The organism is Citrobacter sp. LST-B2 (genome assembly GCF_057983045.1).
Map to the genome: position 1 here is coordinate 4,110,828 of NZ_CP192598.1, position 26,795 is coordinate 4,137,622.

Below are 26,795 nucleotides of genomic sequence, written 5' to 3' on the forward strand. Positions count from 1 at the left end.
CAACACCACTCCGGGCGCTGCATGGCAATCGTCAGAACGTAATCACTCCTTTGATCAACGCCCGGTTGTTAATCACATCCTGTTCGAAGATCTCCGCAAGCTGGCTGAACGGATAGCGATGCGTAAGCATCATTTCAGCGCTCAGTTTGCCTTCTGCCATCAGTCGTCCCACTTTCGCAAAATCCTCCGGCGTGGCGTTACGACTGCCCATCATGGTGGTCTCTTTCTTGTGAAATTCCGGGTCAGAGAACTGCAAGTCGCCTTTAAACAGCCCGACAAAAACGATGGTGCCGCCGTGGCGGATCAAGTTAACGCTATTGTTCATGGCATGCGGGTTCCCCGTCGCATCGAGCACTTTCTGCGCCAGTGAACCGCCAAACAGCGCGCGCAGTTGAGCCTCAAAATCTGCCGCAGAGGGATCCACTACCGGCAGGTCAAGACGAGAAGCAACGTGTTCGCGACGTGCAGCGCTGGTATCGGCCACCACCACCTGCGCCCCTTCTGCTTTGGCAATGGCCGCCGCGCCGATCCCAATCGGTCCGGCTCCAACGACCAATACCTGCTCACCGGGGGCGATAGCGGCACGGCGTACCGCATGCGCGCTAATCGCGTAAGGCTCGATCAACGCCGCAGCCTGAGGATCAATCCCCTCCGCCAACAGCAGATTGGTCGCCGGCACGCTGAGATACTCGCTAAACCCCCCGTCCTGATGCACGCCGATCACCGAGATCTTCTCGCAGCAGTTCGTTCGTCCTCCCAGGCACGCCGGACACTGCTGACAGGCGACATACGGGATCACCGCTACCTGTTGACCCACTTTAAACTGCGTCACCTTCTCGCCGAGCGTCACAATATCCCCACATATTTCATGGCCTAACACGCGCGGATAACTAAAAAAAGGTTGATTACCTCCCCAGGCATGAATATCGGTTCCGCAAATACCGACAGACTTAATTTTAATTAGCGCTTCCTGTTTATCCGGAATTGGAATTTCGCGTTTCTCATGAATTAATTTTTTGGGTTCCTGGCAAATCAACATATTCATTGTGGACATCGTTATGCGCTCCTGTTTCTTTGTTGCTTCAGATATTGATGAAAATAGAAATAGCCGCGTAACGAGAAAGCTAATTTGTGAAACTCTGCGCATTAAAATGTTTTAAATCGGGTTTTAATGCAGTCAAAAGGAGATCCCGATGAGCCGTTCGCAAAATTTACGTCACAATGTTATTAACCAGGTGATCGATGATATGGCGCGCGGCCACCTTCCTTCACCGTTGCCGTCGCAAAGCGCCTTAGCTGAGATGTACAACATCAGCCGTACCACCGTGCGCCACATGCTGAACCACCTCAGCGAGTGCGGCGTGCTGACTCTGGTCGGCAACGACCACGTCATTACCCGAAGCCCCGAACATGATGATGGTTTTGCCTGTACCACCGCCTCCATGGCCGAGCAGAACCGTATTTTTGAGCAGGCGTTTTATACGATGATTAACCAACGCCAGCTTCGCGCTGGCGAGACGTTCTCTGAACTTCAACTGGCCAGAGCGGCTGGGGTCAGCCCGGTGGTGGTACGAGAATACCTTTTAAAATTTGGACGTTACGATCTCATCCAGAGCGAGAAACGCGGCCAATGGAGCATGAAAAAGTTCGATCAGTCCTATGCAGAACAGCTTTTTGAGCTGCGTGAGATGCTGGAAACCCATGCGCTACAGCATTTTCTCAATCTGCCGGATGACGATCCGCGCTGGCTGCAGGCCAAAATGCTGCTGGAACGCCACCGTACGCTGCGCGACAGCGTCGGCAGCGACTTCCGTATGTTCTCCCTGCTGGACCGTGATTTTCACGCACTGCTGCTCTCCGCTGCCGATAATATATTTTTCAATCAATCACTTGAGATTATTTCAGTAATCTTCCATTTCCATTACCAGTGGGATGAGCGCGATCTTAAACAACGCAATATCATCGCCATTGATGAGCACATGACCATCCTCAGCGCGCTGATTTGCCGCAGCGATCTCGATGCGCTTCTTGCACTGCGTAACCACCTGAATACGGCGAAGCAATCGATGATTCGCTCTATTCGACAAGAAAACGAGTAAATTAAAAACACATTAAAAACAACAAACCTTTAGCAAGAGCACGATTTCATACAACGCATACAGCACCATGATGACTTTCTGCTTACTTTCTGATTAGGCAGGATTCACTCTGAATTTTTTCGCCAGTAAAAAAGTTGGTTTTATTCGTTGACCCCTGGGAGCAAGTAGAAAATGAACAAGATAATAGCCGTGCTGATTACTGTTTGTACTTTTTTTCTGCCATTCACCATTCAGGCTAAACCGCTTTCTATTAAAGTCGCATATGAGAATAATCCAGGCGAGCCATTAGATGTGGTGATGCGCTACTGGGCTGACATTCTGAATAAAAAAAGTAATGGAGAAATAACCCTGGTTCTCTATCCCAGCTCACAGCTAGGGTCAAAACAAGATGTGACTGAACAAGCCATGATGGGAATGAACGTCATCACGCTCACCGACGTGGCTTTCCTTGCCGATTATGAACCTGATTTAGGTATTTTGTTTGGACCTTATCTGACTGACGATCCGCAAAAACTCTTCAAAATCTATGAGAGCGACTGGTTCCGTCAAAAAAATGAAGACCTGAAGAAAAAAGGGATTCATGTGGTGATGAACAATTATCTGTACGGCACCCGTCAGATTATTTCTAAAAAACCGATTCGCAAAGTGGAAGATCTGGCGGGGATGAAAATCCGCGTACCAAATAATGTCATGCAAATTAAAGCCATTCAGGCAATGGGCGCCACGCCAACCCCTATGCCGCTGGGTGAAGTTTACCCTGCACTGACTCAGGGCGTTATTGATGGCGTTGAAAACCCGATTTCTGTTCTGCAAGGACAAAAACTGTTTGAGCAGGCGAAATATCTGTCGATGGTCAATTACCTGACCAACACCTCGGTATGGATTGGTGGCGAAGCCTTTTTCAGTACGCTCTCTCCTGAGCAGCTGGAATTGATTCACTCAACGGGTTATGAAGCGGGTCTCTATAGCCAAAAATTAACGATTGAACGCGACGCCGAAATGCTGAAGGCCATGGAAGCGGAAGGCGTCGAAGTAATTTACCCGGATACTGAAGCATTCCGCCAGAAAGCTCGCGACGTGTACACGCAATTCCCGGAGTGGACGCCGGGTTTGTATGAAACCATTCAACAGCAACTGCAATAAATACAGGCCCAGATCGCCCTAAACCTTTTTCTCTCAAGGCCAGGGCGACTCTCTGAAGGAGGATTAATGCGTTTCTTTGGCAAGCTTGTAGAACTGAGCGCAGCACTGGCACTGTTTATCCTGGTGATCATGACCATTGCCGCCGTATTCATGCGCTATTTTGTCGGACAGCCCATTCAATGGACCGAGGAAATGTCCGGACTGCTGATGATTTGGGTGGTGATGTTGGGGGGCGTGGTGGCTGAGCGCGACCGGGCGCATCTGACGATTCCTTTTGTCGTCGATATGCTCCCGCATAAAATCAAACGCACTATTGCCTCGCTGGTTGCTGTACTGTCCATCGGATTGCTGGTTTATATGGCCTGGCTGGGTTATCGACTGGCGGAAATGGCGCAGTACAAGGTCACGCAAATCTTAAAAGTGTCCTGGTTCTGGATTGATGTCGCCGTTCCGGTCGGTACCCTGGCAACGGCAGCGTACACGCTCTACTGGTTAATTAATGACGTTAAACAGGCCGATGTCGGTGAGGAAAAACAATGAGCTGGTTATTAATTATTCCACTAATGATCGTGTGCTTATTTCTGAATATTCGTGTTTATCTGGCAATGTTTATCGGCATTATTGCCTATTTCCTCTTCTTTTCCACGGTTCCGATTGAAATTGCGGTTCAGCGGTTGATTGCGCCAACCCAAAGCCCGTCCCTGCTGGCAATACCCTTCTTTATCTTGTTGGGTACGCTGATGAGTTATACCGGTATTGCAGAACGTATCCTGCAGGTGGCGAATATTCTGGTCGGTAAAATGCGGGGTGGACTCGGTGTCGCTAATATTCTGGTCAGTACCATGATGGGAGGGGTCAGCGCCTCAAACCTGGCCGACGCAGCGATGCTGTCACGCATGATGGTCCCCGAGATGGAGCGTAAAGGCTACAACCGCGCCTTTGCAGCGGCGATCACCGCCGGGGGATCGCTTGTCACCCCGATTATCCCACCGGGAATTGCCCTGATTATTTATGGGCTGGTGGCAGACGTCTCCATCGGAAAAATGTTCATGGCTGGTCTGATTCCGGGTCTGCTCTGTGCGGTGTTGTTAATGTTTACGGTTTATCTGGTTGCCCGTAAAACCAACGCTAAGCCCTCACGCGACACCTGGCCTACCGGTAAGGAAGCGCTCTTCTCGCTTGGGCAGGCATGGCCCGCTCTGTTTTTGATTTTTGCCGTCGTCGGGGGGATTCGCGCCAACATCTTCACCCCAACAGAAGCCGGTGCGGCAGCGGTGCTCATCGTGTTGATTATCGGTTTCTTCATTTATCGTCAAATGACTCTCGGCCATGTCGTGAAAGCGCTGGGAGAAACGGCACGGGCAACGGCATCGGTCATGTTAGTCATCATGGCAAGTGCCGCGCTCGGTTGGATCTTCTCAATGGAACATGCTGGCGTCGCGGTGGCGAACTTTGTCACGACGCTGACAGAAAACAAATACATATTCCTGTTAATTATCAATATTCTTTTGCTAACACTGGGGATGTTTCTTGAAGGGAATGCCATTCTGCTGATTCTGGTTCCCTTGCTTAAACCTGTCGTGGCGCATTTTGGAATCGACCCGGTACACTTCGGTATCATCATGATTTTCAACCTTTCTATTGGCGCCTTCACGCCGCCGGTTGGCACCGTCATGTTACTGGTCTGCAATATTACGCTGTACACAGACATTAAAGTTGTCTCCTTTAACATGAAAAAGACTTTAAAGTTGTCTACTTCTTCAGATAGACCTACTTAACAGGATACTAAGTAGGTCATCTCCTTTCTCGCGTAGCATCTCTCGACGTTCACAGCAGAGGACACGTTTCAAAATGTCATCCAAAATTTTTTTCCATTATCTGACGTTGGGTGATTTTGATGGTCAGCGAGTAGAGGCTTTAACAATGTGGGTTGCCCTGAGCAAAGTAAGGGAAGTAGATGTACCAGAAATGTACGCGTTGCCTTGCATGAAGGGGGGCATCTTAAAGCTCATTGATTAAACAAACTCACTATGCCGCTACAAACAGCCCAAAACCGTCACTTGATAACGTGTTATTTAGATAAATTAATGCTCAGGGCTTTTAGCCAAACTGTCACTTGATGTAAGAATCCAGAACCTTCAGCACAACGTCCAGGTCTTCTTCTCGTTTCTGTTCTTCACTTTCATGAACAATATGTTCAGTCAAATGTCCTTTAATCACTTCACGCAATAAACCATTCACGGCACCACGTATGGCGGCTATTTGTTGCAGTACAGCGGCACATTCGTGAGGTTCATCAAGCATTTTTTTCAGCGCAGCAACCTGCCCCTGGATCTTGCTTGTACGTGCTTTCAGTTTTTGTTTATCGCGGATGGTATGTGACATGTGGGCTCTCACTCTCCTGGATATTTTATGTAACTATACCAGCGTTATTCTACTGGGGGGTAGTATATTTTACTGGGGGGGAGTAGAATCCGGCCTACACTTAATAACCAAGAATGATTCTCATGAACGAATTTACGACACTTCTTCAGCAAGGCAACGCATGGTTTTTCATCCCCAGCGCCATTCTGCTTGGCGCGCTTCATGGACTGGAGCCCGGGCACTCCAAAACAATGATGGCAGCATTCATCATTGCTATAAAAGGCACCGTACGTCAGGCCGTGATGCTGGGTGTCGCGGCAACATTGTCGCACACTGCAGTCGTATGGCTGATTGCTTTTGGAGGGATGTATATCAGTAATAAATTTACCGCAGAATCAGCCGAACCCTGGCTACAGATGGTCTCTTCAGTGATCATCCTTGGTACGGCTTTTTGGATGTTCTGGCGAACCTGGAGCGGTGAGAAAAACTGGCTGGAGGGAATGCAGGAGAATGAACATCATCACCATGACGAAACAAGGTTGATCGATACTGGCCATGGAAAAGTTGAACTGTCCATTTTTGAAGAAGGACAACTTCCCCACTGGCGGCTACGCACTCTTAGTGGCCAAAGATGGGCTTCTGAAGATATCTCATTAACCACACTTCGGGAAAACAGTACGATCTCTCAGACTTTTGAATTTGTTGATCATGGTGATTATCTGGAGTCAACATCTCCCATCCCTGAGCCTCACAGTTTCAACGTACGTCTGTCTCTGGGACATCGTGGTCATGTCCATGACTATGATGTGGCGTTCGCTGAACACGACCATGACCATGACCACTCTGAGCTTGATGGGCTGGATGTGAATTCGAAAGAGTATCAGGACGCTCACGAACTGGCTCATGCCAATGACATAAAACGCCGCTTCGACGGGAAAGAAGTAACCAACGGGCAAATCCTGATATTTGGACTGACAGGAGGGCTTATCCCTTGCCCGGCAGCTATAACTGTATTGTTGATCTGCCTTCAGCTTAAAGCGCTTACGCTGGGTGCCACACTGGTTGTTTGTTTCAGTATCGGCCTGGCATTGACCCTCGTAACGGTTGGAGTGGGTGCGGCGATCAGCGTTCGTCAGGTCGCCAAACGCTGGAGTGGCTTCAATACCATCGCCAGAAGAGCCCCCTATATTTCAAGCGCCCTGATTGCTGCTGTTGGGATTTACATGGGTATACATGGCTGGAATGGGCTGGTGCATTAACACCGGTACTGATGACACACACTCTGGGTACTTACAAAGTACATCCTAAGCGCCACCGTTGAGGTTATGAGCAGAAAAACCCGGAATATAAAGCTGCTCTTTCCGGGACTTGTTGCTGAGGCAGGGATTAAGTAACTGATTAAATCCATTCCCATAAGACTCAATGATAAATGAAAGAATAAAAAAAACGCTCCCGGACGGGAGCGTAAGCCAGTGACTTCGGCGTCAAATGAGGGTCTAACAAGTGGAGCTGCGGGTTAATTCTGGGTGATCTGGCTGCGATGCTTTTCAGCCTGCTGCTGATGAATAACGGAAGACTGACCATTATTCGCCTTCTCGTGCACAACAGCGGCTTTTTCATGCTCGTTCATTTCTGAAAATGACGTTGCTGATTCGTTGGTGGCCCCTGGTTTGCCTTTCATCATTTTTTTATGCATCTCCGCCATGTCCTGGTGGGCAGAAGCGTTGCCGTTTTGCATCATTTCATGGGACATTGCAGCCTGATCGTGTCCGCTCATATCCATCATTGTCATACTGTCTCCCTGAACAGCGCTTTTTTCAGAGGTTGACTGCATCTGATGGGCGGGTGCCTGGGCATTATTTACCTGGTCATGCATGTTCATTGTCTCTGCAGCCATGGCGGATGAAGCGACAGCCATAATGGCAACAAATGATACAAGGATCTTTTTCATGGTTGGGTCTCCGGTGTTTTCATACCCAAACAATCAACGGCTTATAACAGAGAAAGCATTTGATCTCAGGGCGGGTTATTCATCACTCCAGGAACCAGGCGATTGCGTTATCACTCTGCTCCTGATTTATGTATGATTATAAAAAACCGCCTCTGTTTATCGCGTGACTGAATGATGACAATTTTGTCACCTTCCAGGTTTCTCCTGAAGAACGGGATTAATCCATTAACAGGCGCACACTGAACACAATTTCCCGCCCCTGCTGTTCTGCTGACAGCTCGCCGCCATGAGCATGAATGATCGACCTTGTAATTGATAATCCCAGCCCCGCGCCTTCCGTGTTGTGGACCCTTGATGAATCAGCTCGATAGAACCGATCAAACAAACGTTCCAGATTAGCGGGAACCTGGCCGGACATCGTATTCGTAATCATCACGTTCACACAGTCACTGTCACGCTCAAGGTGTATCGCTGTACAGGTGTTATCGGGAGAATACTTGATTGCATTGGAAAGCAGGTTACTGAAAGCACGTCGCAGCATATCGCTGTCTCCGGCAACAACGCCCTCTCCTTCAACGGTGATTGTCTTTCCTGTTTCGTCTGCCAGAGGCTCGAACAGCTCACGTAATTCATTCAGTTCGGCGGCCAGATCCACATCATGTTTATCCAGCTGCAGCAGACCATGCTCTGAACGTGCCAGAAAAAGCATATCACTGGTCATTCGTGACAACCTTTTCAGTTCTTCCAGGTAAGCGAATAAGATTTCGCGGTAATGCGAAACATCCCTTTCCTTAGCCAGTGCAAACTGCGTCTGCATCATCAGATTACTGACCGCTGTGCGCAGCTCATGCGCGATGTCAGACGAGAAATCTGACAGTTTCCGGAATGACCCCTCCAGGCGATCGAACATGTTATTGAACTCCTGCATGGTCTCAGAAATTTCCGGCGGAGCCAAATCGGGATTAAGACGCTGATCCAGGCTGTGTACGGTCATGGAGGAAGCCAGACTGGTCATTTCCCGTAGCGGTTTCAGACCAATACGTGTGGTCAGCCAGCCCAGAAAAACAGAAATAAAGACCAGACCGATATTGAACCAGAACAGCCAGGTACTGAGCTTATCCATAAACAGGGTGTGATACCCAGTATCCGTGGCAACCGTAATGATGACATGTTTGCTTTTACCCTGTTCCGGCGTCACGGCAACCCGCCGCGAGATACTGCGGTACACGGTGTTATTTTCTTCCGTCTGGATCATATAGTCGAGAATATCACCCGACTTATTAAGCAGGACCGCTGGAACAACAGAATTTTTGGCATAGAGTTCAACAATTTTTTCATTTTCCATGTTTTTTATAGAAATGAATAAACCATTGTGCCCTACCATCGCATCGTTTATTTTTTCTGATAATGACTTAATATCCGTTTTGTTCCGGAACGTCTCTGTTTTAAGAAACTCTTCGGTGAGCTGAAGTTTACCTGTCAGAAAATCGCGGTCCTGATTATCGAAATAGCCATTAAGGGTGCTAATCAGGATAAAACTTGATAACCACCATACCGTAAGCATCACCGCGGCTTTGTTGAATAAATCGAACTTTTGCTGAGTTGAAGGATCAGATCACGCATCTTCCCGACAACGCAGACCGTTCCGTGGCAAAGCAAAAGTTCAAAATCACCAACTGGCCCACCTACAATAAAGCCCTCATCAACCGTGGCTCCATAACTTTCTGGCTGGATGATGAAGCTATTCAGGCCTGGTATGAGTCGGCAGCGCCTTCTTCACGAGGCAGACCTCAGCGCTATTCTGACCTTGCCATCACGACTGTGCTGGTCATTAAACGCGTATTCAGGCTGACCCTGCGCGCTGCGCAGGGCTTTATTGATTCCATTTTTTCTCTGATGAACGTTCCGCTACGCTGCCCGGATTACAGCTGTGTCAGCAGGCGGGCAAAGTCGGTTAATGTCAGTTTCAAAACGCCCACCCGGGGTGAAATCGCACACCTGGTAATTGATTCCACCGGGCTGAAGGTCTTCGGTGAAGGCGAGTGGAAAGTCAAAAAGCATGGCCAGGAACGCCGCCGTATCTGGCGTAAGCTGCATCTCGCCGTTGACAGTAAAACACATGAAATCATCTGCGCTGACCTGTCGCTGAACAACGTTACGGACTCAGAGGCCTTCCCCGGGTTAATCCGGCAAACCCACCGGAAAATCAGGTCAGCCGCCGCCGATGGCGCTTACGATACCCGGCTATGTCACGATGAACTGCGGCATAAGAAAATCAGCGCGCTTATCCCTCCCCGAAAAGGTGCGGGTTACTGGCCCGGTGAATATGCAGACCGTAACCGTGCAGTGGCTAATCAGCGAATGACCGGGAGTAATGCGCGGTGGAAATGGACAACAGATTACAACCGTCGCTCGATAGCGGAAACGGCGATGTACCGGGTAAAACAGCTGTTCGGGGGTTCACTGACGCTGCGTGACTACGATGGTCAGGTTGCGGAGGCTATGGCCCTGGTACGAGCGCTGAACAAAATGACGAAAGCAGGTATGCCTGAAAGCGTGCGTATTGCCTGAAAACACAACCCGCTACGGGGGAGACTTACCCGAAATCTGATTTATTCAACAAAGCCTCGTTAAGGTTAACCTAAGATTTCAGAATGATAATCTCTGCTTTGCAGCGAATAAGGCAATCATAATATTAGATTGAATTGTTGTAATTATCATCAATGTTTTTACTGGTTTACTATTTTCCGGAGGTGTTAATGCCTGTACTTTTCAGGGTGAAAGTTATTCCGCTGGTTTTACTTCTGGCAATGATCTTTGCGTTTTTACTTAACTGGCCAATATTGCTGCATTTTTACGAGATTTTGTCGCATTTAGAGCATGTCAAAATTGGTTTTGTCATTTCTATTCCCTTTGTTCTGGTTGCGGCGCTTAACGTTGTTTTTATGCCTTTCTCAGTTCGTTTTCTGCTGAAACCTTTCTTTGCTTTACTGTTTATCACTGGCTCACTGGTCAGTTATTCGACACTAAAATATAAAGTAATGTTTGATCAAACGATGATTCAAAACATTATTGAAACTAACCCCCAGGAAGCGCATTCCTATCTTAATGGCTCAATTATTATATGGTTCGTCTTTACCGGTATCCTTCCTGCCATCCTCCTTTTTTCAATAAAAATTCAATATCCTGAAAAATGGTATAAAGGCATTGCTTACCGTTTGCTCTCCGTGCTGGCATCGTTGAGTTTGATTGCAGGTGTTGCCGCACTTTATTATCAGGATTATGCCTCTGTCGGCCGCAATAACTCGACATTGAATAAAGAGATCATCCCGGCGAACTACGCTTACAGCACTTTCCAGTATGTTAAGGATACGTACTTTACGACTAAAGTGCCTTTCCAGACGCTGGGGAATGATGCTAAACGCGTCGTCGCTCACGAAAAACCCACGCTGATGTTCCTGGTGATTGGCGAAACGGCACGCAGCCAGAATTTCTCGATGAACGGTTATTCGCGTGATACCAATGCCTTTACCAGCAAATCCGGCGGCGTTATTTCGTTTAAAAATATGCATTCCTGCGGTACCGCTACCGCAATATCCGTTCCGTGCATGTTCTCGAATATGAATCGCACCGAGTACGACAGTAAAAAAGCATCTAACAGTGAAAATTTCCTCGACATCGTGCAGAAAACCGGTGTCTCGCTGTTATGGAAAGAGAACGATGGCGGTTGTAAAGGCGTATGTAGCCGCATCCCGACTGTCGAAATTAAGCCTAGTGATAACCCGAAACTGTGCGATGGCAAAACGTGCCATGACGAGGTGATGCTGGAAAACCTTGATGATGAAATCGCCAAAATGCCAGGTGATAAGCTTGTCGCCTTCCATATCATTGGCAGCCATGGACCGACTTATTACCTGCGTTATCCGGCTGAGCATCGCCACTTCATGCCCGAATGTGCACGTAGCGATATCGAAAACTGTACTCAGGAACAATTGGTCAACACCTACGACAACACCCTTCGTTATACAGACTATGTATTAGCTGAGATGATTGAAAAGCTAAAAAATTACAGCGATCAGTACAACACCGTGCTGCTTTATGTGTCCGATCATGGTGAATCATTGGGCGAAAGCGGGCTATATCTGCACGGCACGCCGTACAAACTGGCACCGGATCAGCAGACGCATATTCCGATGCAGGTCTGGATGTCACCGGGCTTTATCGCCGGGAAACACATCAACATGTCTTGCCTTGAAAATAATGCGGCGAAAAAATCATATTCCCACGACAACCTGTTCTCATCGATTTTGGGGCTGTGGGACGTAAGCACCAGCGTCTATAATCCTGACCGCGATTTGTTCCGCGAATGCCGTGGCTAATCGATTGTTAGTATAACAAAAAGCCTTACGGCAACCTGGTTGCCGTAAGCTGCAAGAATGCAATAAGGCTTATAATATGAAACAACTTACTTTCAACGACCTACGCAAGCAAAGCGCACAAGCCGCAAATTCCCCCCGCTTACGTGCCCATCATAATTTCCACCCTGAATTGAGCGACCCGGTGCAGCGTCTGGCTATTGCTATGGAACCGGGAACTTATGTTCGCCCTCATCGCCACCCGCATACTTTTGAACTGCTGACATCCCTTACCGGTCGCTTTTTGGTATTGAACTTTGATGACCTGGGTAACCTGACCCAGCGCGTCGTGTTAGGTGAGGACTGTAAAGTGCTGGAGATGGATGCAGGCACCTGGCATACCGTATTGTCACTGGATGAAGGCGGCGTTATTTTTGAGGTAAAACACGGTAGGTACCAGCCTGTTGCTGATCAAGATGCCGCCCCATGGGCCCCCGCCGAAAACGAGCCGGGAACTGCAGAGCTGATGAAATGGTACACACAGGCGCAAGTAGGTGATGGCGGATATCCGCGGTAATTAATGCGTTGCACGGAGTGCCATTCTCTCCTTCGCGCCAACTTCAAAGGCTAAGACGCTTCCTCCCAAATCACCTACTCGTAAACCTGTGGCAAGAGTAGAAAATCATCTTATGCAAATAACAGGCAATATCCTTACCGAGGTCGGGATGCAGGCAAAACACCAGCAGAACGCAAAGTATCTCCAGTAAGAGTACAATTTTCATCTACATTTTATCGCGCAGATTGCAGTGGCAGGACAATGCTGACCAGTACGCCTGAGGTAAACTGGCTGGCAGGGGCTAAAGTAACTTTCCCACCCAGCCGCGTGACGCATGCTTTGACTATCGCTAAGCCCAACCCAGAGCCGGGTTGGGTCACGCCTTCAGGGCGATAAAATGCATCGAACACGCGCATCCTTTCTTCTGCGGCAATACCGGGACCGTTATCTTCAACTTTAATGATCGCTTCGTGCTGCGATACCATCACGCTGAGATCAATTTGTCCGTGTTCCGGTATATAGCGGATTGCGTTTTCTACCAGATTTTTCACGATAATAGTGAGTGTGTATTTATCGGTGTAAACCAGCTGACTCGCACTGGCAGTTTCCAGTACGCCAATATCAATACTTTTTTCCAGAGCAAGTGGATGCAGGGATTCAATCACCTCCCTGAATAACTGTGTAATGAGCAGAGGCTGATTATTTCCTTGCCGCGTATTTTGCTGTTCGCGGGCAAGCAGAAGCAGCTGTTCTAACAAGTTTTTGGTTCGGCTTAACCCTTGTTGCAGGCTGTTCAGCCGGAATTGCGCTTCGGGCGACATTTCGCTCGCCGACAGCCGCTCCGCCTGTAGCGACAATGCCGTTAGCGGGGTACGTAACTCATGGGCCGCATCGGCGATAAAACGTGACTGTGTCTGCATGGCATCGTTAACTTTGTGCAACAATTTATTGATACCACCCACAAATGGACGAATTTCATCAGGAATGGCATCTTCAGGGAACGGCGTCAAATTGCGTTCATCTCGCTGATGCACCTCATCGGCAAGGAGTGAAACGGGGCGAAAGGCTTTCCGGATCAGATCAGTCGCAACCAGCAACAGTATCGGCAACAGCAGACTGAGCGGGATCAACGTGCGCAGTGCGCTTTCAAATGAGATTTCGTCGCGTACGTCAAGCTGCTGACCAATGGCGACCAATTGGGTGGGTGAAAGTCGATGCACCAATACACGATACGATTCTCCGCCGGAAATTACGTTCTGAAAACCTTCATGCATGGGCGTTTCCAGCTGAAAAGTGGGGTCGCGGGCCTGCAGGGAATTACCGTTTTCCGATATGAATTCCACCACCACTCGGGAATCATTATCACCATCCAGTTGCTTAACAAGAGTCTGCGAGTCAGGGTTGTCATATATCACACTGGCGATTTGGGTCAGGGTGCCATCCTGTAGTTCATGGGCTTCGTCGAGTGCAAAATAGAAGGTAAGACCACAGGAAATAACTGCGGTAAATAAAATGGCGACGCTCAGGGCTACCGAGAGCTGTAGCTTCAGAGAGTTTTTCACTCGCTTTTGGAAACCAGCCATCCGACCCCCCTGACATTTTTGATGGCATTCCGGCCGAGCTTTTTACGTAGAGCGTGGATGAAATACTCAACAGCGTTACTTTCAATCTCATCCCCCCAGCCATAAATACGGTCTTCAAGATCGCTGCGAGAGAGAATACCGCCGGGGCGCTGCATGAGTGCTTCCAGAAGAGCATACTCGCGCTTCGAAAGTAAAAAGTTCTCTCCGCTGGCCAACAAACACACTTCGTGACTGACCGGGTTCAGGCTGAGCACACCGTTACTCAGCAATCGATCACTGTTGCCGTTATGTCGTCGCAAAACAGCGCGTATCCGCGCGAGCAGTTCGCTGAACTCGAACGGTTTAATTAGGTAATCGTCTGCTCCACTGTCGAGGCCGTGAAGTCTGTCCGTAAGGGCATCCCGCGCGGTGACAATCACCACCGGTACGGATGATCCCTGACGGCGAAGTGCGTTCATGACGCTAAAGCCGTCCTGTCCCGGCAGCCCAAGATCCAGGAGCACAATGTCATAATGCTGCGCGAAGCAACTGGCCAGCGCATCATTGCCATTTTTCATCCAGTCCACCGCATACGACGCATCGCGTAACGAATTCGCCACCACGTCGCCGATCATCAGATCATCTTCAACCAGTAAAATTCTCATCGCGTTGATAATCCCTATGTGTAGTGGCTCGCAATCGAAATCCCTCCGACTCGCAATCAGCGCATATTTCGGCTCACATTAACTGCAAATGAAAAACGCCCCCGACTCACATTAAGTGACAATGGGCTCGCAATCAGCCAGACGGACTCGCAATCCAGTCCGCCGGGCTCACAATAACTGCAAATAGACATCGTCATATCGGTAGGCCGACCGCCAACATTCTGTCGCGTAGCTCGGCTGTGCGGGCAGGGTCTAACTGATTGTTAAATAATGCCCTGATTTCAGCAGGTTTTGCATCAAACTGCTCCACCATATCTTTCAGCCGGTAACCATGCCGCGTGAGTGTCGGTTCCAGGTCATCCAGTTGACGTGACAGTACGGATTCAACCAGCGTGGCGGTAATCGGCTTTTCACCTGTCTGGTATCCTGCTTCCATCGCCAGCGTCAGGTGCAACTGGACCTGCAGCGGTGTACGAAGTTTCATCGCCAACAGGTCAACTGCTTCGGTCGTCAGAATATCTTCCGGCTTACCCTTGCCGGTGCTGGTTTTCAGCAACCACTGGATATATTCGCGCTGGCTGCCGGTGATCCCGTCCAGCGTAAAAATATCGGTACGATAACCGATTTCCTCCATCGTCGGACGACGCAGGTCATTACGCAGTTTAGGGTGACCTGCCAGAACGACAGATAGCCGTCCTCCGCCGTCTTCAACCACTTCCATCAACCGTTTGAGCCCCGTCAGTGTATTACCGTTCAGGTCATGCGCCTCATCAACAAACAGCGCCACCGGGCGTTTACCTTTTTTGACCAGCTCCTGCAGTTCCCGCTCGCGACGTTCACCCTGCTTGGGGATCTGCACCTGCTTATCCTGCGCCAGGTCGTAAAACAGGGCGTTAATCAGCGTGGCGAGCCGGACACTCTGTTTGTCGACCGACAGGGAACGGGCGACAATGATTTTGTTTTCATCCATCAGTTGCTGCTGCAGGCGTCGCAGAGTGACTGTTTTGCCACTTCCGACCACACCACAGACGGCTATCAGACGCCCTTCGCGTATCGCCCCTTTAATGTCTTTCATCAACTGCTTATGGTGAGCAGTTTCATAATACCTGGCCTGTTCAATAGACTGCGTCAGCCCATAATGCTCCATCACTTCAACCCGCATGGTCTTCTCCTGGTTGTCTGTTACGAAAATAGTCTCTGATGCGGGCGAGTACTTCATTACGGTTTAGCGTCTCAGCCAGAATACTGTCGATAAACGCCCGGTCTTCATCCGGCATTCTGGCCAGCGGAATGGCCAGATCGTCGGCAATAGCCAGTTTTGCCGCAATAACGGTGGGAAAGTGGTATTCAAATTTTCGGGCATCAAAGGGCTGATGTGGCAATTCATCAATGCGCTGCTGGGTGTCATCACTGACCACGCGGAGATCGCTTCCGGACAACGCGCTGATGGGGATGTTCAGCTGTCTGGCCAGAGCATGAATACGATCGGCCCGTTCAGCCGCTTTGCCACGCCTGAACGTCCGATAACGGTGTAGTGGCACAGGCCCCGATACCGGATAATAAGGCCCCCATGTTTCACCGGTAAACTCCACATACATCTCTTCGTCAAACAACCCCCACAGCAGAATGACGATTTCCCCCGCCATATCCGGTTCAACTTCCCATGCGGTGCCGTCTATCGTTACCCGCGCATCAACACCCACCTTGCGGGATTCCGGCTCCCGGGCGAACCGACCGTATTGTTCCCAGCTGCACATATCTCTCACGCCGTCCCGGGGGATATTTGCCAGCCAGTCCTCCAGGCGCGAGTGTTTCTCGCTGCGGTGTTGCTGCGCATTGTAACGACTCAGATAGTTCCAGAGCCATTCGTTGGCCTGCAGCTCCGTCTCCGGTTTATGGAAATGGTACAGGGTTTCATGTGCCTCTTTAACGGTCCTGAAAGGACGCTCTACTTTACCTTTGGACCGTGCCGTTGTCCGGGTGCCATCCTTACCTGCCGGTGTATGCGTCAGCCAGTCAACTTTCAGGGACTGCATCACATTCTGGAATACATGGCTTTGGCACTGTTGCAAAGTTAGCGATGAGGCAGCGTTTTGTCTTATTCAAAGGCCTTACATTTCAAAAACTCTGCTTACCAGGCGCATTTCGCCCAGGGGATCACCATAATAAAATGCTGAGGCCTGGCCTTTGCGTAGTGCACGCATCACCTCAATACCTTTGATGGTGGCGTAAGCCGTCTTCATGGATTTAAATCCCAGCGTGGCGCCGATTATCCGTTTCAGTTTGCCATGATCGCATTCAATCACGTTGTTCCGGTACTTAATCTGTCGGTGTTCAACGTCAGACGGGCACCGGCCTTCGCGTTTGAGCAGAGCAAGCGCGCGACCATAGGCGGGCGCTTTATCCGTGTTGATGAATCGCGGGATCTGCCACTTCTTCACGTTGTTGAGGGTTTTACCCAGAAACCGGTATGCAGCTTTGCTGTTACGACGGGAGGAGAGATAAAAATCGACAGTGCGGCCCCGGCTGTCGACGGCCCGGTACAGATACGCCCAGCGGCCATTGACCTTCACGTAGGTTTCATCCATGTGCCACGGGCAAAGATCGGAAGGGTTACGCCAGTACCAGCGCAGCCGTTTTTCCATTTCAGGCGCATAACGCTGAACCCAGCGGTAAATCGTGGAGTGATCGACATTCACTCCGCGTTCAGCCAGCATCTCCTGCAGCTCACGGTAACTGATGCCGTATTTGCAGTACCAGCGTACGGCCCACAGAATGATGTCACGCTGAAAATGCCGGCCTTTGAATGGGTTCATGTGCAGCTCCATCAGCAAAAGGGGATGATAAGTTTATCACCACCGACTATTTGCAACAGTGCCGCTGGAGCAGCATGAACTGGCCCGCAAAATCTTCAGTACCGTTAATCACTGGCTAGCAGAGTGTGGCGTTCTAATGACCCAGGGCACCTTGGTGGATGCCACCATCATTCAAGCCCCCAGCTCTACCAAAAACAAACACAACAGCCGTGATGAAGACATGCACCAGACCAAGAAAGGTAACCAGTGGTACTTCGGCATGAAAGCGCACATTGGCGTGGACGCCAAAAGTGGCCTGACCCACAGTCTGGTGACCACGGCGGCTAACGAGCACGACCTCAATCAGGTTGGCAAGTTACTGCATGGCGATGAAGAATTTATCTCAGCCGATGCTGGTTATCAGGGGGCCGAAAAGCGCGATGAGCTCAGCGATGTCAGCGCAGACTGGCTTATCGCCAAGCGTCCCGGCAAAGTGAATGCATTGAAGCAACACCCGCGCAAGAACAAGCTGGCCATCCGTTACGAATACCTGAAAGCGAGTATCCGAGCGAAGGTTGAGCATCCATTTCGGATAGTAAAATGTCAGTTTGGTTTCGTCAAAGCCAGGTACAAGGGGCTGGCTAAAAATGACAGTCAACTGGCGATGTTATTCACCCTGGCGAACCTGGTTCGAGTTGACCAATTGATACGGGCACAGGCGAGATCTACCTGAAATGAGGAAATTGGCCTGAAACAGGGCCAAAATCAGCCACGAAGAGACGATTTTGGGCTGAAAATTGGAAAATTGAGCCACAGGACGTCGATAAAGGACGGTTTGGGGCGTCATATCGGGAGCTGCGGACCACTTAATCGCAACTTCCTTAGCCAACGATGCGTTGATCCAAGGTGTTCAAATAAAACCGGAATGGATGTTCAAGTAAATCGGAATCCGCAGAGGGTACGTGCTGCAACGTACAGAAAAGTGGCTAGTGATGAGACACAGTGTAGTTGGGAAATTCAACGAAAAACAAAATCATAAGGACTTACGTTCATGTTACATACTGCGAATAAAATGACTGTCATTGAAATCTCTGAGCCTGGCGGGCCAGAGGTTTTAACGCCCGTTCAGACAACGATTCCGGTGCCAAAGGCTGGGGAAATTTTGGTTCGCGTCAAGGCCGCAGGTGTTAATCGTCCTGACGTCATTCAACGCCAGGGTCATTACCCTATGCCTGACGACGTAACCCCTATTCCTGGTCTTGAGGTCGCTGGAACGGTTTCATCAATTGGAGAAGGCGTCACGGGCGTAAAGATTGGTGACCGAGTCTGTGCTCTGACGAATGGCGGTGGTTATGGTGAGTATTGCATCGTGCCGGAAAGCCAGACACTGCCGGTGCCAGACAGCATGTCAATGATAGCAGCGGCGGCACTTCCTGAGACTCTGTTCACCGTCTGGGCAAACTTGTTCAAGATTGGTGGCGCAACACAGGGTCAGAGTGTTCTGATTCATGGGGGAACAAGTGGTATCGGCACAACCGCGTTGATGCTATGCCGCGAAATCGGTATCGAGGCATATGCGACGGCTGGATCAGATGATAAATGCGATGTGATCGCAGAGCTTGGCGCTACGCCAGTCAACTACCGGACAACTGATTTTTCTGATTTCATTTTGAAGCAAACGGATGGCCGTGGCGTTGATATCATTCTCGATATAATGGGTGCATCCTATTTCTCCCGAAATATGAGGAGTTTAGGAATGGATGGCCGGCTGGTAATCATTGGCTTCCTTGGCGGAGCTTTCGCAGATCAAGTGGATCTGCAAGAACTCGCGTTGAAGCGAGCGGTTGTCACGGGTTCAACGATGCGAGCACGAACTTCGGTCGAAAAAGCCGAAATTGCCAATGACTTGCTTAAAAATATCTGGCCGATTCTCAATGCAGGTCGTTGCCATCCCATGATTCACAGCACATTCCCGTTACGCGAAGCAGCACGCGCGCATGCATTGATGGAGTCCGGCAAGCATGTTGGGAAAATTGTTCTTACGGTGAATTAGCTTTAAGCCCGACACAACTCCCACGTTAGGTCATCAGGAATATGACCATTTAAATATCCACCAATGTTGAGCCAGCATTTATTAATACGCTTATCGGGTGATAGTAATCAAATATCACAGGACACGATATGTGGCGACTAAAATATCTGATTTCGTTTTCTGGCTTTTCTATGGTGGACACCGTCTAACACATTCGCGGTAATGACTCCAACTTATTGATAGTGTTTTATGTTCAGATAATGCCCGATGACTTTGTCATGCAGCTCCACCGATTTTGAGAACGACAGCGACTTCCGTCCCAGCCGTGCCAGGTGCTGCCTCAGATTCAGGTTATGCCGCTCAATTCGCTGCGTATATCGCTTGCTGATTACGTGCAGCTTTCCCTTCAGGCGGGATTCATACAGCGGCCAGCCATCCGTCATCCATATCACCACGTCAAAGGGTGACAGCAGGCTCATAAGACGCCCCAGCGTCGCCATCGTGCGTTCACCGAATACGTGCGCAACAACCGTCTTCCGGAGCCTGTCATACGCGTAAAACAGCCAGCGCTGGCGCGATTTAGCCCCGACGTATCCCCACTGTTCGTCCATTTCCGCGCAGACGATGACGTCACTGCCCGGCTGTATGCGCGAGGTTACCGACTGCGGCCTGAGTTTTTTAAATGGCGGAAAATCGTGTTGAGGCCAACGCCCATAATGCGGGCGGTTGCCCGGCATCCAACGCCATTCATGGCCATATCAATGATTTTCTGGTGCGTACCGGGTTGAGAAGCGGTGTAAGTGAACTGCAGTTGCCATGTTTTACGGCAGTGAGAGCAGAGATAGCGCTGATGTCCGGCAGTGCTTTTGCCGTTACGCACCACCCCGTCAGTAGCTGAACAGGAGGGACAGCTGATAGAAACAGAAGCCACTGGAGCACCTCAAAAACACCATCATACACTAAATCAGTAAGTTGGCAGCATCACCTACTTTTCATACTGGACTCAGACCCTTCACTCAGTGTTATTTCCCGAGCCTGACACTTTTCAGACGCAACGCATTCACAATGACGCTGACGGAAGAAAGAGCCATGGCCGCCGCCGCAATAACTGGCGACAGCAGTATTCCATACACAGGATAAAGCAGGCCTGCAGCCACCGGCACACCAAGTGCGTTGTAGATAAATGCAAAAAACAGATTCTGTCGGATATTTTTCATGGTGATCTCTGACAGATGACGGGCCCTGTTCAGTATCATCAGGTCGCCTTTGAGAAGGGTGACTCCGGCACTTTCAATTGCCACATCTGTACCCGTTCCCATGGCTATACCCACGTCAGCCGCTGCCAGCGCCGGGGCATCATTCACACCGTCTCCGGCCATCGCAACCACATGGCCAGACTCTTTCAGTCGGGTTATCACTGCTTTTTTGCCATCCGGCAGAATCCCGGCTTCAACCTCATCTATTCCCAGTTTCCGTGCGACTGCTTCAGCAGTAAGCTGGTTATCCCCGGTGAGCATAACAATGCGGATCCCCGCCTGACGCAAAGCTTTAAGCGCATCCGGCGTGGTTGCTTTCACGGGATCCGAGATAGCTATCAGGCCTGCAAGGTTCCCGTCTGTGGCCACATAGATAACGGTAGCGCCTTCCATCCGCAACGTATCCGCAACGGCCTTTTGATTATCAATAACGATACTGTTTTCCTGCATAGCCAGTTCATTACCAATAACAACCCGTTGACCTTCGACATCGCCTGAGACACCTTTCCCCGACGGGGCATTGAAATTACTGACGGCAGGTATCACGATCCCCTTTTCCTGCGCGGCTCTGACAACAGCCATACCCAACGGATGCTGCGAACCTTTTTCCACTGCAGCTGTTACACGTAAAAGAGATATTTCCCCACCCGGACTGAGACTGATAATCCCTGTCACCGTAGGCGAACCTTCCGTGAGCGTGCCTGTTTTGTCGACAACCAGCGTGTCCACTTTTTCAAGACGCTCAAGGGCTTCGGCATTCTTGATTAACACCCCGGCCTGGGCGCCTTTGCCCACCCCCACCATTATCGACATCGGCGTGGCCAGTCCCAGCGCGCAGGGACAGGCAATAATCAGGACCGACACAGCCGCAATGAGACCGTGCGCCATCCTGGGCTCGGGCCCCCAGACAGACCAGATCAAGAAAGCAACAACCGCGATAAGTATCACCAGAGGAACAAACCAGCCTGAAACGCTGTCTGCCATTCTCTGGATGGGGGCACGCGAACGCTGTGCATCAGCGACCATCTGAACAATTCGTGAGAGCATCGTTTCATCACCGACTTTCTCTGCTCGGATGATAAGACTACCTGTCTGATTAATCGTCCCCCCAATGACAGGTTCACCCTCTTTTTTGGTAACCGGCATAGACTCCCCGGTCACCATCGATTCATCAACAGTTGTTTTGCCTTCGACCACGATACCGTCGACCGGAATACTCTCTCCAGGTCTGATGCGGAGCTTATCGCCAGGCAGGACATCTTCTGCATTAATATCCGTTTCATGACCGTCATGATCCAGCCGCCTGGCTGTTTTGGGGGCAAGGTTCAGAAGCGCAGTAATGGCACCTGAGGTTTGTTCCCGTGCCCGCAGTTCAAGAACCTGTCCCAGCAGAACAAGCACCGTAATTACTGCTGCGGCTTCAAAATAAACGGCCACCAGGCCATCCATGTTTCTGAACGATGCAGGAAACCAGGAAGGGAAGACGGTTGCAATGACGCTGTAAACCCAGGCTGCGCCGGTCCCCATTGCAACAAGGGTAAACATATTCAGGGAGCGGTTACGCAACGACATTCCGGCCCGGGCGAAGAATGGCCAGCCACAGTACAACACGACTGGAGAGGCCAGAAGCAGCTGCAGCCATGTGTTGTATTGTGGCGGTACTGTATTCCTCAAGGCGGGAAACAGATGAGATCCCATTTCGAGTATCAGAACCGGAAACGCCAGCAACAACCCCAGCCAGAAGCGTCTTGTCATGTCGCGAAGTTCATCACTCGGCCCCGTCGATGCCGTGGCTACGAGCGGTTCCAGTGCCATTCCACAGACAGGACAGCTTCCGGGACCACTGCGGCGTATCTCCGGGTGCATCGGACATGTCCACACACCTTCAGAAATATCTTTCTCCGCCTGATGGTGAGGCTGTTTTATCTGGTCTGGGCTGACTTCGTGGTGATCGTGGTGGTGGTGGGAATGTTCACTGGCATCTTCGGTAAGATAACGGTCGGGATGGGCTGTAAATTTACTCTCACAGCTGGCAGAGCAGAAATAAAGCTGATGGTCCTGGTATCGAATGCTGCTGTGCGCCTTGTCGGGCAGGAATGCCATCCCGCACACGGGATCTCTCACCTTATGCAATACGTGGCTCTCGTCCGGGGATAATGTCTGTTCAGAAGCAGTCTGGTTGTTGTGTTGCACTACATTGTCATTTTTCACAGTAACTCTCCTTATGCATGCCTGAAGCATTTTCTGTCTTCAGGGTATGTCATGGATGCGATTACCACGAATGTCGCCGGCACAGGAGTGCCTGCTGCCGGCGTCCCGTTATCAGCCGTTCCGCTGACTATTCGATTCGCTGGAAGACTTTTTTACTGCCCTCCGGAGAGAATGAAATAACATCGTAAGCCTCTTTACGGGCCCCCATCTCCATTCCCGGGCTCCCCGCAGGCATGCCCGGGGTGGCAAGACCATAAATCCCTGAACCAGACTGCATTGCCTTATGTATCGTGGCTGCAGGCACATGGCCTTCAATGATCAAATTACCAGTAACTGCGGTATGACAGCTTCTCAGCTCAGCAGGAACAGCATATTTTTCTTTCAGGGCTGACAGGGCCTGATCATTCATGACGTGGGTCCGCACCTCAAACCCGTCCTTTTCCATCGCCTTGCCCCACAGGGAACAGCAACCACAGTTTTCAGACTTGTACATGTCTATTACTTTTTCACCTGCCATTGCAGGAAGTGAAAGGCCAAAAGCCAGGGTCATTAAAATTATTTTTTTCATACTCACCTCTGTATGTTATCGATATAAACCCTGACGTCAGGGTGAATTTATGCAAAAGGACACCCGCAGGGGTGCCCTTTCAGGGTTATGACACGCTCTTTTTATGTCTGCGCAGCCAGATGAGTTTATAGGCGGCAGGAATAATGAACAGGGACAGCAGCGGAGCTGTGATCATCCCGCCAATCATGGGGGCCGCGATACGGCTCATGACTTCTGAACCTGCGCCGGTACCCCAGAGGATCGGCAGCAGACCCGCGATGATCACCGCCACGGTCATGGCTTTCGGCCGGACACGCAGCACGGCACCATGATAAAGGGCTTCATCAAGACCTTCCGGTGTGAACGTTTCTTTGTTTGACAGTTCCGGATGCGCTTCAATGGCATGACGCAGATACATCAGCATGACCACGCCAAACTCTGCTGCCACACCGGCCAGGGCGATAAACCCGGTTCCGGTTGCGACTGACATATGGAAGCCCTGCCAGTACAGGAACCATATCCCGCCAACCAGGGCGAACGGCAGACTCATCAGGATCAACAACGCTTCATCAACCCGGCGGAACGCCAGATACAACAGGATGAAAATGATCATCACCGTCATCGGCACCATCAATTTAAGTTTCTTGTTGGCGTGCTCAAGCAGTTCAAATTGTCCGGAGAATGACACGCTGGTACCCGGTCTAAGTTTCACTTTCTGACTGATAGCCGTTTTAATATCATTAACCACCGACACCATATCCCTGCCGCGCGCGTCAATGTAAATCCAGCTGGCTGGACGGGCATTTTCCGTTTTCAGCATAGTCGGCCCTGAAACGACCTTAATATCCGCGACATCGCCCAGCGTGATCTGCTGCTTCATCGGGGTCAGGATCGGCATCTGTTTCAATGCATTTGGACTGTTCCGATAATCCTGTGGATAGCGAATATTAATCGGGTACCGGGCCACGCCTTCAACCGTTTCCCCTACCGTTGCGCCGCCGATGGCTGATGAGACAAACAGCTGTACATCACCAACAGTCATACCGTAACGGGACGCTTTTTCCCGGTTGATATCGATATCGATGTAACGCCCGCCTTCAAGTCGCTCAGCCAGGGCAGACACCACGCCCGGCACGGTTTTGGCTACCGCCTCGATACTCTGCGCAGTCGCATCAATATCGGCCAGGACAGTCCCTGAGACCTTGATACCTATCGGGCTTTTGATCCCGGTTGAGAGCATATCAATACGGTTACGGATAGGCGGAACCCAGAGGTTTGCCAGACCCGGTAAACGGACGGTCTTGTCGAGTTCTTCAATAATCTTGTCAATCGTCATACCCGGACGCCACTGATCCTCAGGTTTGAGCTGGATCGTGGTTTCCACCATTTCAAGCGGTGCGGAATCCGTTGCGGTCTCTGCTTTACCGGTCTTGCCAAATACAGAGGCCACTTCAGGAACGCTTTTGATTAACTTGTCCGTCGTCTGCAGGAGTGCTGCAGCTTCTGCCGGAGAGACGCCAGGCAATGTTGATGGCATATACAGCAGGTCGCCCTCATTGATCTTCGGCAGAAACTCCCCCCCCACCTGACTCAATGGCCATATAACGGTGAAAATGGACAAGGCCGCAACCAGCAGGGTTGTTTTTGGCCAATGGAGGACCCGCAGCAGCAATGGATGATACGCTTTGATCAGCACCCGGTTCAGGGGGTTACTGGTCTCGGCAGGAATTTTTCCCCGGATCCAGAATCCCATCAAGATCGGAATGACAATGATGGCCAGCGCGGCCGCTCCCGCCATGGAGTACGTTTTCGTGAATGCCAGCGGGCCAAACAGACGTCCTTCCTGACCTTCCAGGGTAAAGATAGGAATAAAGGACAGGGTGATGATCAGCAGGCTGATAAACAGTGCGGGTCCCACTTCCACGGAGGCGTCGGTAATCACCTTCCAGCGGGTGGCGTTGTCAATCTGCTCACCCGGATGCTGATGATCCCACTCCTCAAGCCGTTTATGCGCATTCTCAATCATCACAATGGCGGCATCCACCATCGCACCGACGGCAATAGCTATCCCTCCCAGCGACATGATATTGGCGTTTAGTCCCTGGAAGTGCATGACGATAAAGGCGATACACAGGCCAAGCGGCAGAGAGATAATCGCCACCAGGGCAGAACGTACGTGCCACAGGAACAGGGCACAGACGATGGCCACCACGAAAAACTCTTCCAGAAGTTTGGAACTGAGGTTATCAATCGCCCGGTCGATCAACTGGCTGCGATCGTAGGTGGTCACGATTTCAACGCCTTCCGGCAGGCTGGCCTTCAGCGTCTCCAGTTTATCCCTCACTGCCGTGATAACGTCGCGCGCATTTTTACCCGACCGCAGGATCACCACGCCGCCAGCGACTTCTCCCTGGCCGTTCAGCTCGGCAATACCACGCCTCATTTCGGGCCCGGTCTGCACGCGGGCAACATCCCGCAGATAAACCGGCACGCCGTTCTCACCTGTTTTCAGGACGATGTTATTAAAATCATCAATGCTCTGAAGATAACCGCTGGCACGGACCATATACTCCGCTTCGGCCATTTCAACGGATGAACCACCGGCCTCCTGGTTAGACGATTCAAGAGCCTGTTTCACTTCGGGCAGGCTGATCCCATACTGGGACAGTTTTACCGGATTGACCTGAATCTGGTACTGCTTCACCACGCCACCAACCGAGGCTACCTCAGCCACGTTCGGGATGGTCTTCAGTTCAAATTTCAGAAACCAGTCCTGCAAAGAACGCAGTTCTGAAAGGTCGTGTTTTCCGCTGCGATCGACCAGGGCATATTCAAATATCCAGCCCACTCCCGTGGCGTCCGGACCGATTTCAGAGCTCACACCCGCAGGCAGTTTGCCCTGAACCTGATTCAGGTATTCCAGCACGCGCGAACGGGCCCAGTACAGATCGGTCCCGTCTTCAAAAATGACATATACATACGAATCACCGAACTGTGAAAAGCCACGCACGGTTTTTGCGCCAGGTACGGACAGCATGGTGGTGGTAAGCGGATAGGTGACCTGGTTTTCTACAATCTGCGGGGCCTGTCCGGGATAGCTGGTTTTAATAATGACCTGCACATCTGACAGGTCAGGCAGCGCATCGACCGGCGTGTTAATTATCGTCCATGTGCCCCAGATGCTGAGAAACAGTGCCCCCATCATGACCAGGAAACGGTTGGCGACAGAGCGCCGGATAATCCATTCAATCATCGTCGT

Annotated in this window: 21 protein-coding genes and 2 pseudogenes; 10 read left to right on the forward strand and 13 right to left on the reverse strand. The window is 50.6% G+C overall.

The genetic code is table 11. From position 1 onward, the window contains the following. Positions 1 to 31: 31 nt before the first annotated feature. A complete protein-coding gene (locus tag ACQ0PY_RS19750; protein ID WP_044264455.1) occupies positions 32 to 1,054 on the reverse strand; it encodes a zinc-binding alcohol dehydrogenase family protein in 1,023 nt (340 codons plus the stop codon). A gap of 139 nt (positions 1,055 to 1,193) precedes the next feature. Here ACQ0PY_RS19750 and ACQ0PY_RS19755 point away from each other — a divergent pair, with 139 nt between their 5' ends. From ACQ0PY_RS19755 to ACQ0PY_RS19770, 4 genes are all read left to right on the forward strand, one after another. Continuing rightward, a complete protein-coding gene (locus ACQ0PY_RS19755; RefSeq protein ID WP_042999316.1) occupies positions 1,194 to 2,099 on the forward strand; it encodes a GntR family transcriptional regulator in 906 nt (301 codons plus the stop codon). A 171-nt stretch (positions 2,100 to 2,270) separates the two neighbouring features. After that, the gene (locus ACQ0PY_RS19760; protein WP_042999315.1) at positions 2,271 to 3,242 is read left to right on the forward strand and encodes a C4-dicarboxylate TRAP transporter substrate-binding protein; all 972 of its coding nucleotides are present in this window, start codon (positions 2,271 to 2,273) and stop codon (positions 3,240 to 3,242) included. Positions 3,243 to 3,308: 66 nt separating this feature from the next. Beyond that, entirely contained in the window at positions 3,309 to 3,782 is a 474-nt protein-coding gene (locus tag ACQ0PY_RS19765) for a TRAP transporter small permease (protein ID WP_109739492.1), read from the forward strand. Beyond that, positions 3,779 to 5,020, forward strand: a complete 1,242-nt coding sequence (locus tag ACQ0PY_RS19770) for a TRAP transporter large permease (protein WP_416377568.1) — start codon at positions 3,779 to 3,781, stop codon at positions 5,018 to 5,020. The genes ACQ0PY_RS19765 and ACQ0PY_RS19770 overlap by 4 nt, the downstream gene beginning before the upstream one ends. Before the next feature lie 334 nt (positions 5,021 to 5,354). Here the strand turns inward: ACQ0PY_RS19770 and rcnR are convergent, their stop codons facing one another. Next, positions 5,355 to 5,627 (reverse strand): Ni(II)/Co(II)-binding transcriptional repressor RcnR, encoded by a 273-nt coding sequence (rcnR, locus tag ACQ0PY_RS19775; RefSeq protein ID WP_000019951.1) that lies wholly within the window; start codon positions 5,625 to 5,627, stop codon positions 5,355 to 5,357. A 122-nt stretch (positions 5,628 to 5,749) separates the two neighbouring features. Between rcnR and ACQ0PY_RS19780 the strand changes: the two genes are divergently transcribed. Beyond that, positions 5,750 to 6,865: a nickel/cobalt efflux protein RcnA gene (locus tag ACQ0PY_RS19780; RefSeq protein WP_001572377.1), complete on the forward strand. Its 1,116-nt coding sequence runs from the start codon at positions 5,750 to 5,752 to the stop codon at positions 6,863 to 6,865. A gap of 257 nt (positions 6,866 to 7,122) precedes the next feature. Here the strand turns inward: ACQ0PY_RS19780 and ACQ0PY_RS19785 are convergent, their stop codons facing one another. Together ACQ0PY_RS19785 and pcoS are read right to left on the reverse strand one after the other, a co-directional pair. Then, positions 7,123 to 7,557 (reverse strand): hypothetical protein, encoded by a 435-nt coding sequence (locus ACQ0PY_RS19785; protein WP_000723070.1) that lies wholly within the window; start codon positions 7,555 to 7,557, stop codon positions 7,123 to 7,125. A gap of 217 nt (positions 7,558 to 7,774) precedes the next feature. Next, positions 7,775 to 9,121, reverse strand: a complete 1,347-nt coding sequence (gene pcoS / locus ACQ0PY_RS19790) for a copper resistance membrane spanning protein PcoS (RefSeq protein WP_004248839.1) — start codon at positions 9,119 to 9,121, stop codon at positions 7,775 to 7,777. Positions 9,122 to 9,159: 38 nt separating this feature from the next. Between pcoS and ACQ0PY_RS19795 the strand changes: the two genes are divergently transcribed. The 3 genes from ACQ0PY_RS19795 to ACQ0PY_RS19805 all read left to right on the forward strand — a co-directional run bounded on the left by ACQ0PY_RS19795 (position 9,160) and on the right by ACQ0PY_RS19805 (position 12,489). Next, the gene (locus ACQ0PY_RS19795) at positions 9,160 to 10,128 is read left to right on the forward strand and encodes an IS5-like element IS903B family transposase (RefSeq protein ID WP_072196614.1); all 969 of its coding nucleotides are present in this window, start codon (positions 9,160 to 9,162) and stop codon (positions 10,126 to 10,128) included. A 188-nt stretch (positions 10,129 to 10,316) separates the two neighbouring features. Continuing rightward, positions 10,317 to 11,936, forward strand: a complete 1,620-nt coding sequence (locus ACQ0PY_RS19800; RefSeq protein ID WP_001572373.1) for a phosphoethanolamine--lipid A transferase MCR-9.1 — start codon at positions 10,317 to 10,319, stop codon at positions 11,934 to 11,936. Positions 11,937 to 12,012: 76 nt separating this feature from the next. Continuing rightward, positions 12,013 to 12,489, forward strand: a complete 477-nt coding sequence (locus tag ACQ0PY_RS19805) for a WbuC family cupin fold metalloprotein (RefSeq protein ID WP_001572372.1) — start codon at positions 12,013 to 12,015, stop codon at positions 12,487 to 12,489. A 212-nt stretch (positions 12,490 to 12,701) separates the two neighbouring features. Here ACQ0PY_RS19805 and qseC-like read toward each other — a convergent pair whose 3' ends face one another. From qseC-like to ACQ0PY_RS19830, 5 genes and pseudogenes are all read right to left on the reverse strand, one after another. After that, the gene (gene qseC-like, locus ACQ0PY_RS19810; RefSeq protein ID WP_001572371.1) at positions 12,702 to 14,051 is read right to left on the reverse strand and encodes a QseC-like sensor histidine kinase; all 1,350 of its coding nucleotides are present in this window, start codon (positions 14,049 to 14,051) and stop codon (positions 12,702 to 12,704) included. After that, on the reverse strand, positions 14,027 to 14,695 hold the full coding sequence (gene qseB-like, locus ACQ0PY_RS19815) for a QseB-like response regulator transcription factor (protein ID WP_001572368.1): 669 nt from the start codon (positions 14,693 to 14,695) through the stop codon (positions 14,027 to 14,029). Before qseB-like ends, qseC-like begins: the two co-directional genes overlap by 25 nt. Before the next feature lie 193 nt (positions 14,696 to 14,888). Further along, the gene (locus tag ACQ0PY_RS19820) at positions 14,889 to 15,914 is read right to left on the reverse strand and encodes an ExeA family protein (protein WP_077909719.1); all 1,026 of its coding nucleotides are present in this window, start codon (positions 15,912 to 15,914) and stop codon (positions 14,889 to 14,891) included. Continuing rightward, positions 15,847 to 16,755 (reverse strand): annotated as a pseudogene (locus ACQ0PY_RS19825) (IS481 family transposase); the annotation flags it as partial. The gene ACQ0PY_RS19820 and the pseudogene ACQ0PY_RS19825, both read right to left, overlap by 68 nt. 51 nt (positions 16,756 to 16,806) lie before the next feature. Then, positions 16,807 to 17,511, reverse strand: coding sequence for an IS6-like element IS26 family transposase (locus ACQ0PY_RS19830; protein WP_001572363.1), 705 nt, complete (start codon positions 17,509 to 17,511; stop codon positions 16,807 to 16,809). 64 nt (positions 17,512 to 17,575) lie between these two features. On the opposite strand from ACQ0PY_RS19830, the pseudogene ACQ0PY_RS19835 reads away from it, so the two are divergent. Together ACQ0PY_RS19835 and ACQ0PY_RS19840 are read left to right on the forward strand one after the other, a co-directional pair. Then, positions 17,576 to 18,223 (forward strand): annotated as a pseudogene (locus ACQ0PY_RS19835) (IS5-like element ISEc68 family transposase); the annotation flags it as partial. A 339-nt stretch (positions 18,224 to 18,562) separates the two neighbouring features. Then, positions 18,563 to 19,543, forward strand: coding sequence for an NAD(P)H-quinone oxidoreductase (locus ACQ0PY_RS19840; RefSeq protein ID WP_196479507.1), 981 nt, complete (start codon positions 18,563 to 18,565; stop codon positions 19,541 to 19,543). 212 nt (positions 19,544 to 19,755) lie between these two features. On the opposite strand, the gene ACQ0PY_RS19845 is transcribed toward ACQ0PY_RS19840, so the two are convergent. The 4 genes from ACQ0PY_RS19845 to silA form a co-directional block, all read right to left on the reverse strand. Then, a protein-coding gene (locus tag ACQ0PY_RS19845) for an IS1-like element IS1B family transposase (protein ID WP_095033700.1) occupies positions 19,756 to 20,453 on the reverse strand; the annotation gives its coding sequence in 2 pieces (ribosomal slippage) (positions 19,756 to 20,204 and positions 20,204 to 20,453; 699 coding nt in all). 91 nt (positions 20,454 to 20,544) lie between these two features. After that, the gene (gene silP / locus ACQ0PY_RS19850) at positions 20,545 to 23,019 is read right to left on the reverse strand and encodes an Ag(+)-translocating P-type ATPase SilP (RefSeq protein WP_131631839.1); all 2,475 of its coding nucleotides are present in this window, start codon (positions 23,017 to 23,019) and stop codon (positions 20,545 to 20,547) included. Between the two features lie 97 nt (positions 23,020 to 23,116). Continuing rightward, on the reverse strand, positions 23,117 to 23,557 hold the full coding sequence (locus ACQ0PY_RS19855) for a DUF411 domain-containing protein (protein WP_023165804.1): 441 nt from the start codon (positions 23,555 to 23,557) through the stop codon (positions 23,117 to 23,119). An 85-nt stretch (positions 23,558 to 23,642) separates the two neighbouring features. Beyond that, on the reverse strand, positions 23,643 to 26,789 hold the full coding sequence (silA, locus tag ACQ0PY_RS19860) for a Cu(+)/Ag(+) efflux RND transporter permease subunit SilA (protein ID WP_032231520.1): 3,147 nt from the start codon (positions 26,787 to 26,789) through the stop codon (positions 23,643 to 23,645). Between the last annotated feature and the right edge of the window lie 6 nt (positions 26,790 to 26,795).